The organism is Streptomyces niveus, assembly GCF_001723055.1.
Lineage (GTDB): Bacteria > Actinomycetota > Actinomycetes > Streptomycetales > Streptomycetaceae > Streptomyces > Streptomyces niveus.
The window spans coordinates 39,112-46,459 of record NZ_MDCR01000355.1 but is presented as its reverse complement, the minus strand read 5'-3'; the positions used below and the strand labels follow the sequence as shown (position 1 = coordinate 46,459).

General features: G+C 72.1%; 9 protein-coding genes. 4 read left to right on the top strand and 5 right to left on the bottom strand.

Annotation, left to right across the window (positions count from 1 at the left end):
- The 4 genes from BHU15_RS41705 to BHU15_RS32500 form a co-directional block, all read right to left on the bottom strand.
- Positions 1 to 158: RpiB/LacA/LacB family sugar-phosphate isomerase (locus BHU15_RS41705; protein ID WP_255293266.1), on the bottom strand; the 158-nt coding region annotated here is incomplete at its 3' end.
- A 2-nt stretch (positions 159 to 160) separates the two neighbouring features.
- A partial coding sequence (locus BHU15_RS41700) for an RpiB/LacA/LacB family sugar-phosphate isomerase (protein WP_255293265.1) occupies positions 161 to 326 on the bottom strand: 166 nt, incomplete at its 3' end.
- Positions 323 to 1,303 carry a ribokinase gene (locus BHU15_RS32505; protein ID WP_069630410.1) on the bottom strand — a complete coding sequence of 327 codons (981 nt, stop codon included), beginning with the start codon at positions 1,301 to 1,303 and terminating at the stop codon, positions 323 to 325. The genes BHU15_RS32505 and BHU15_RS41700, both read right to left, overlap by 4 nt.
- A gap of 231 nt (positions 1,304 to 1,534) precedes the next feature.
- Entirely contained in the window at positions 1,535 to 2,545 is a 1,011-nt protein-coding gene (locus BHU15_RS32500) for a LacI family DNA-binding transcriptional regulator (protein WP_069630409.1), read from the bottom strand.
- A 186-nt stretch (positions 2,546 to 2,731) separates the two neighbouring features.
- Between BHU15_RS32500 and BHU15_RS32495 the strand changes: the two genes are divergently transcribed.
- Positions 2,732 to 3,511 (top strand): SDR family NAD(P)-dependent oxidoreductase, encoded by a 780-nt coding sequence (locus BHU15_RS32495; RefSeq protein ID WP_069630408.1) that lies wholly within the window; start codon positions 2,732 to 2,734, stop codon positions 3,509 to 3,511.
- Between the two features lie 71 nt (positions 3,512 to 3,582).
- On the opposite strand, the gene BHU15_RS32490 is transcribed toward BHU15_RS32495, so the two are convergent.
- Positions 3,583 to 4,563 carry an EamA family transporter gene (locus BHU15_RS32490; RefSeq protein ID WP_079128526.1) on the bottom strand — a complete coding sequence of 327 codons (981 nt, stop codon included), beginning with the start codon at positions 4,561 to 4,563 and terminating at the stop codon, positions 3,583 to 3,585.
- Positions 4,564 to 4,603: 40 nt separating this feature from the next.
- Here BHU15_RS32490 and BHU15_RS32485 point away from each other — a divergent pair, with 40 nt between their 5' ends.
- The 3 genes from BHU15_RS32485 (at position 4,604) to BHU15_RS32475 (ending at position 7,334) form a co-directional block, all read left to right on the top strand.
- Positions 4,604 to 5,119 carry a MarR family winged helix-turn-helix transcriptional regulator gene (locus BHU15_RS32485; protein ID WP_069630407.1) on the top strand — a complete coding sequence of 172 codons (516 nt, stop codon included), beginning with the start codon at positions 4,604 to 4,606 and terminating at the stop codon, positions 5,117 to 5,119.
- 95 nt (positions 5,120 to 5,214) lie between these two features.
- On the top strand, positions 5,215 to 5,904 hold the full coding sequence (locus BHU15_RS32480; protein WP_069630406.1) for an ArsR/SmtB family transcription factor: 690 nt from the start codon (positions 5,215 to 5,217) through the stop codon (positions 5,902 to 5,904).
- Positions 5,901 to 7,334, top strand: coding sequence for an MFS transporter (locus tag BHU15_RS32475; protein ID WP_255293263.1), 1,434 nt, complete (start codon positions 5,901 to 5,903; stop codon positions 7,332 to 7,334). The genes BHU15_RS32480 and BHU15_RS32475 overlap by 4 nt, the downstream gene beginning before the upstream one ends.
- The last annotated feature ends 14 nt before the right edge of the window (positions 7,335 to 7,348 follow it).

Sequence of the window (7,348 nt, the reverse complement as noted above, 5' to 3'; positions counted from 1 at the left end):
GCCGGGCCGATCAGCCAGGCACCCATCGCGAGGGCGTTGGCGTCGTCGTGCTCGACGGCCTGATGGGCCGAGTAGACGTCGTGCCCGAGCCCGCAGCGGATCCCGGCGATCTTGTTGGCCGCCATCAGCGCGCCGGCCCCGGTGCCGCACACGAGCACNNCCGTACGTACGGCGTCGCAGGTGGCGAAGGTGATGTCGGGGAAGTCGACCGGCGCGTCACTGTCCGTGCCCCGGTCGACGACTTCGTGCCCGAGCCGTTCGATGACGCCGCGCACATGGTCCTTCAGCGCGTGTCCGGCATGGTCGTTGCCCAGAGCGATTCTCATGTGTCAGCCCTTCGTGGTGAGTTGCTGTCGGTGCCCGGTCCGGCGTGCGCCGCCACCGGGCCGATCTCGTGCGCGTACGGGATCGAGGCCATCGCCCCGCGCCGGGTGACCGTCACCGCCGCCGCGGCCGAAGCGGTCGTCAGTGCCGCTGTCAGATCCGTCTCGCCGCGGGCGAGGGCCGCCGCGATATAGCCGGTGTAGGTGTCGCCGGCCGCCGTGGTGTCCACGGCGGTGACCTGTACGGCGGGGATGTGCGCCACCCGGTCGCCGGCGTTGACGTACGCGCCGCCGGCGCCCGTGGTGCAGACGACCACGCAGTTCAGCGTCCGGGACGTGGCGAGCACCGTCCCCGGCACATCCCCTGTCTCGCCGGTGCCCGCACCGGCCCCGACCAGCTCGGCCACCGCCCGCATCTCCACCTGGTTGACGACCAGGACGTCGATGTCGGTCGTCAGACAGCCGTTGTCGGCGGGAGCGGGTGCGGCGTTGAGTACGACGGTGGCGCCGCGGGCCTTGGCGAAGCGGGCCGCGTGGGCGACCACCGCCACCGGGGTCTCCAGCTGGAGCAGTACGAGGTCGCCCGGCGCCGCGCCCGCGAGACCCGCCTCGACGTCCTGCCTGGTGAGGCGGGCGTTCGCGCCGGAGGCGACGATGATGCGGTTCTCGCCGCCCGCCTCCACGGCGACGACCGCCGTGCCCGTGTGCGTACCGTCGGCCGTTCGTACCCACCCGGTGTCCACACCGGACTCGGTCAGCGCCCCGCGTACGAGGACGCCGTGCGCGTCGTCGCCGAGCGCGCCGATCATGACGACCGCCGCACCGGCCCGCGCGGCGGCCACGGCCTGGTTGCCGCCCTTGCCGCCCGCGGTGATCAGTACGTCGGAGGCGAGCACGGTCTCGCCGGCCGCCGGGAACGCGGGCACCTCCAGGAGCTGGTCGGCGTTGAGGCTGCCGACGACGAAGACGGTGGTGGGCATGGGGGATCCCCGTTCATGGGTGCGGAAGGCACGGTGCGGTGCGGGACGGCGGGCGCCGGTCGGGCGCGCCGCTTCCCTCGAAGGGCCTGATTCGGATGAGCAGTTGTCTGTGGTGCGAGTGGGACGACGAGCGGTACGGGGCGTCGGCTACCGGGCAGCCCGGGGTCGGACGGCGGGCGCGGACCGGGGTGTGGCCGCGTACCGCCTCCTGCCGGTTACGCCTCGCGCCGGTTACGCCTGTCGGCGTGCCCCGCCCGATGACTCCCGCACGACGAGGCGCGTCGGCAGGACCACCGATTCGGGTGTGCGGCCCTCGATGACGTCGAGGAGGAGCCTCATCGCCGTCGACCCCATGGCCTGCGCGTCGTGCGAGACGACGGTGAGGGGCGGGTCGAGTTCGGAGAACCACTCGATGTCGTCGAAGGCCACCAGATCGACGTCCGACCCGATCCGCAGCCCCCGGCGGCGCAGCGCGCCGAGCGCGCCCACCGCCATCGGGCTGTCGGCCGCGAGCAGCGCGGTCGGCGGCTGCCCACCGGACAGCAGCCGTTCGGCGGCCACCGCGCCGCTCGCCGAGCGGAAGTCGCCGGAGGTGATCAGGCCGGGGTCGGTGTCGAGACCGTGCCGGGCCACGGAGCGTACGAAGGCGTCGTGCCGGGCGCGGCCGGTGGAGATGGACCGGGGGCCGCCGATGTAGCCGATACGGGTGTGGCCGCGGTCGGCGAGATGGGCGACGGCCTGGTCGATGCCCAGCGCGTTGTCGGAGGTCACGCTGGGCACCTCGAATCCGTCGACGGTCCGGTCGACGAAGACGAGGGGCACGGTGGTGGCGAGGGTCCGGAGGTGGGCGCTCTCCTCGCCCTGCGGAGCGATGATGATGCCGTCGACCCGCTGGGTGAGGAAGGACTCCAGATAGGTGTCCTGCTGCTTGGGATCCTCGTTGGCGTTGGCGAGGAGGGTGACGTACGAGGAGCGCAGCGCCGCCTGTTCGGCGCCGTGCGCCACGTCGGCGAAGAACGGGTTGCGTACGTCGGAGATGAGCAGCCCCACCGTCTGGGAACGGGCCGAACGCAGCGAGCGCGCACGGGCGTCGGGCCGGTAGCCGAGTTCGGCGACGGCGGCGTGGACGCGTTCACGGGCGGCGGGGGAGGTGGAGGGGTTGCCGGACAGGACCCGGGACGTCGTGCCCACGGAGACGCCGGCGAGTGCGGCGACGTCCTTGATGGTCACGGTGCTGTCCATGAGTGCCTCTTGCTGTTCGGTTCGGGTCGGTCGGGTCGCCTTGGAAACGATTCCATGGAAACGTTTCCGTGGGCAGGATCCTGGAGTGTCCCCGCCGCCGTCGTCAAGGGGTTCGGCCCAACGGATTTCGCGCGGCCCACCCCACCCACCAGGCCGGGAGCCCGGCCGGACGTCTAATCTGCGGGCATGGAATCGCAGGCGTACCTCTCCGAACTGTTCTCCCTGGAAGGCCGCGTGGCCCTGGTCACCGGTGGCAGTTCCGGCATCGGCAGGGCCATCACCGAGGCCCTCGTCCGCGCCGGAGCGAGCGTCGTGATCGTGGCCCGCAGGGAGGCCGAACTGGCGGCCACGGTGGAGGAGTTGACGGACCGTGGCGGCCGGGCCGCGTGGGTGCGCGGCGACCTCGGTACGCGCGAGGGCGTACGTACGGCGGCCGACGAGGCGGCGGAGGTCTTCGGCGAGCCCGACACCCTCGTCAACTGCGCCGGGATCAACCTGCGCCCGGCGATGTCCGAGATCGACGACGACGTGTGGGACGCGACGATGTCGGTGAATCTCGAGGCGCCGTATCTGCTGGGGCAGCGGTTCGGACCCGGCATGGCCGAGCGCGGATTCGGACGGATCATCCATGTCACGTCCCAGCAGGCGCACCGGGCGTTCGTCCAGAGCGGTGTCTACGGCGTCTCCAAGGGCGCGCTGGAGTCGCTGGCTCGCTCCCAGGCCGAGGCGTGGTCGCCGTACGGGGTCACCTGCAACACGCTCGTGCCCGGGTTCGTGATGACGCCGCTCAACGAACGGCTGTCGTCGGACCCCGAGCGCGTGGCCGCGCTCGCCGCGCGCACCATGACCGGGCGCAACGGGGTGGCCGAGGACTTCGCGGGCGCCGCCGTGTTCCTGGCGAGCCGGGCCTCCGCGTACGTCACGGGGCAGTCGCTCTTCGTGGACGGCGGGTTCCACGTCCACTGAGGTGCGGGCGGGGTCCGCGTACGGCGGCGAACGTCGGCCCGGACCCCGAACCTGGCCAACCGCCCCCGGAATCAAGCCTGTTGGTGTGGACGCGACTCGCGTACCTCGGGCCGCTCTGCCGACGCCGACGCCGACGCCGACGCCGACGCCGACGCCGACGCCGACGCCGACGCCGACCGACGCCCGCGCCGGGCCCGCACGGCGCGGGTCACGCCCGGCTGCCCCAGCACGACGCCGAGGAACACCAGCACCAGCCCGGCGCCCTGTCGCGCGGTGAGGGTGTCTCCGGCGACGAGCGTGCCGAGCAGCACGCCGGTGACCGGGTTGAGGAGACCGACGAGCCCCACCGTCCCCGCGCTGAGATGCCGCAGACCGGCGAACCACGCGCTGAAGGCGAGAGCGGTCGCCACGCCGGATATGTAGACGAAGCCGAGCACCGCGCCGCCGTCCAACGCCGGCGGCGCCCCCTCGACGGCGACCGCGACCGGCAGGAGAACCACGCCTCCGGCGATGAGCTGCCAGGAGGTCAGCGCGAACACGTCGACGTCCGGGCACCACTTCTTGGTGAGGATGAAGCCGATCGAGGACATCGTCATGGCCGCCACGGAGGCGAGCACGCCGAGCGGATCGATCCCGGTCGCGTTCGTGAGGAGCATGACGCAGACGCCCGCGATCCCGACGACCGCACCCGCGGCCGGTAGCACCTGCGGGCGCTCCGCCAGCAACGGCCAGGCCAGCAGCATCATCACCACGGGCGCGGTCGCCATGACCGTGGAGGCGATGCTCGTCGGCAGGAGCTGCGCCGCCATGTAGACGAGGGTGAAGAACGCCCCCATGTTCAGAGTGCCGAGCACCAGCGCCTTCCACCACAGCGCGCCGTGCGGCCGTCGCCGGCGCAGCGCCAGCAGGACGATCCCGGCGGGCAGGGCGCGGAAGACCGCCCCGTACAGGGGGTGGTCGGCCGGGAGGTAGTGCTGCGTGACGAAGTACGTGGTGCCCCACGCGATCGGCGCGACGGCGGTGACGAGTGACCAACGAGCGGTGGCTTCCATGGAAGGAATAATATCTTCCCTGGAAGGTATTATTCCTGCCATGGCTGACCTGGCTGAATCTCTTGACCGCGTGGCCCGTATCCAGCGGGAATGGGCCCGCGAACGACCCGATGTCGACGTACGCCCACAGGGTGTCATCGGGCGGCTGCACCGCCTCGGGGCGTATCTCACCGAGGAGTTGTGCGTCGTCTACCGGAAGTACGGGCTGGGGGAGGGCGACTTCGACGTCCTGGCCGCGCTGCGGCGCGCCGGCGCGCCGTTCGAGCGCGCACCCGGCGAGCTGGCCGAGCACACCATGGTCACGACGGGAGCCATGACGAAGCGCGTCGACCGGCTCGAACGGGCAGGGCTCGTGTCCCGGCGCGCCAGTGAGAGCGACGGGCGCGGCAGGGTCGTCGCGCTGACCCCGCAGGGCCGTGAGCTCATCGACCGCGCCTTCTCGGAGCACATGGCCAACGAACGCCGCCTTCTGGCCGCGCTGACCGAGGAGGAGGTCGCGCATCTGGAATCCCTGCTGGTCAAGTGGCTGGCCGCGACGGAGGGGCCGCACGCCTGAACCGGAGAGCCGCCGCCGAGGTCCGGATCGAATCACAAAGAGTTCTTTGCGAATAAGTCTTTGCGAAGAACTCTTTGCGGTCTAAGCTGCTCGGCATGACGGATTCCAACGACGCCGCACGCGGTCCGAAGCACGAGTCGAACACGGTCGTCCTGGACGCGAAGGGACTGCGCGCCCTGGCGCATCCTGTACGCGTCCAACTGGTCGGTCTGCTGAGGAAGTTCGGCCCCTCGACCGCCACGCGGCTGGCCGAGCGGCTGGGGGTCAACTCCGGTACGGCCAGCTATCACCTGCGTCAGCTCGGCGACGCGGGGTTCGTCGAGGAGGACACGGAGCGCGGCAACGCACGGGAACGCTGGTGGCGTGCGGTCCACCAGTCGACCTGGTTCAGCGACCGTGAGCTGGCGGAACAGGAGCCCGAGGCGGCGCTGGCGTATCTCCAGTCGGTCGCCGCCGTGTACACCCTGCACACCCAACGAGCCCTCGGCGAGATTCAGACCATGCCCGAGCAGTGGCGGGGCACTTTCGACATGAGCGACTGGGCGCTACGGCTGACGCCCGAGGAAGCGGTGGACCTGCGGCACGAGCTGTACGCGCTCCTCGCCCGCTACCGGGTGGACGGGCCGGACACGGTGGCCGAGGCGCCCGAGGGCGCCGAGCGCGTCTCCCTGATCACCCAGATCCTGCCGGAGCTGGACGTGCCGGGCCCGGACACTCCCGACGGCGCCACCGGCACCGCGAGCGCTCCGCCCCGGGCACGCCGGCGCGGAATGGAGACCTCGTGAGAAAGCCCGGGTCAAGCACCAGGCGGGCGAAGGATTCTGACGGCATATCAGGGCGGCGTGCGTCGCTGCCGCTCGTCGGCGTACTCGCCGCGATGGCCGTGTCGCTGACCGGTACACGGGTGTCGGCCATCGCACTGCCCTGGTTCGTACTCGTCACCACCGGCAGCGCCACCCAGACCGGAGTGGTGGCCTTCTGCGAGATGGCGCCGTACGTGGTGGTGAAGGCGTTCACCGGACCGCTCGTGGACCGGGCAGGACCCCGCACCATCTCCTGGACCACCGACCTGATCAGCGCCGCGGCGGCCCTCGCGGTTCCCCTTCTGCACGCGGCGGACCGGCTCTCGTTCCCCCTGCTGCTCGTGCTGGTCGCGTTGATCGGCGCGGCGCGGGGGCCGGGCGATCTGGCGAAGGACGTCATGGTCCCGGAGGCGGCCGACCACGCCCGCGTACCGTTGGAGAGGGCCACCGGCTTCGCCGGTGTGACCGAGCGGCTCGCCTCCACCCTCGGCCCGGCGGCGGGCGGCGCGCTGATCGCCTTCCTCGGACCGCTGTCCGGACTGACCGTCAACGCGGCCTGTTTCGCGCTCGGTTCGGTGATCATCGGGCTGGCGCTGCCCCGCGGCATGGGCCGGCCGGCCCAGCAGCTCCCGTCGCCCCAGGACGCCACCGGCCCGTCCGCCGAGCCGGGCTACTGGCGGCGGTTCGGGCAGGGCTTCACCTTCCTGCGGAGCGAACCGCTGCTGCTGACGATCGTGGTGATGGTCATGGTCACCAACTTCCTGGACGCGGCGTTCAGCGCCGTACTCCTGCCCGTCTGGGCCAAGGAGTCGGGCCACGGGCCCAGCGCCATCGGCCTGTGCGCCGCCGCGGGCGGACTCGCGGCGATCGGCGGCAGCCTGATCGCGGCGGGCGTCGCGCACCGGATGCGGCGGCGCGTGGTGTTCTTCGCCGGGTTCCTGCTGGCGGGCGCGCCCCGCTGGCTGATTCTCGCCTCGCCCGCGCCCGTGTGGGCCGTGGTGACCGTGTTCGCGGTCGGCGGTTTCGGGGCCGGTTTCCTCAACCCCATCCTGGCGGCCGTCAGTTACGAACGCGTGCCGCGCCGACTGCTGGGCCGGGTCAAGGCACTCAGCGGCGCGCTCTCCTGGTCGGGCATGCCGCTCGGCGGCCTGGCCGCGGGCGCGGCGGTGGCCTCGGCGGGACTGGCGCCGGTACTGCTGGTGGGCGGGGCTCTGTACTTCCTGACGACGAACCTCACCGGACTGCGCCCGGAATGGCGGGAGATGGACCGCCTGCGGGGCAAGGGCCGCCCGGCCGACGACCCCGTGGTCCCACCGAGCACGAAGCCCCGCCAGGAGCCGGACCCGGACCCGGACCCGGACCCGGACCTTGAATCAGACGGCGGCGTCAGGCAGGCGCGATCAGTCCGCTGACGGGGCCGGCCGTC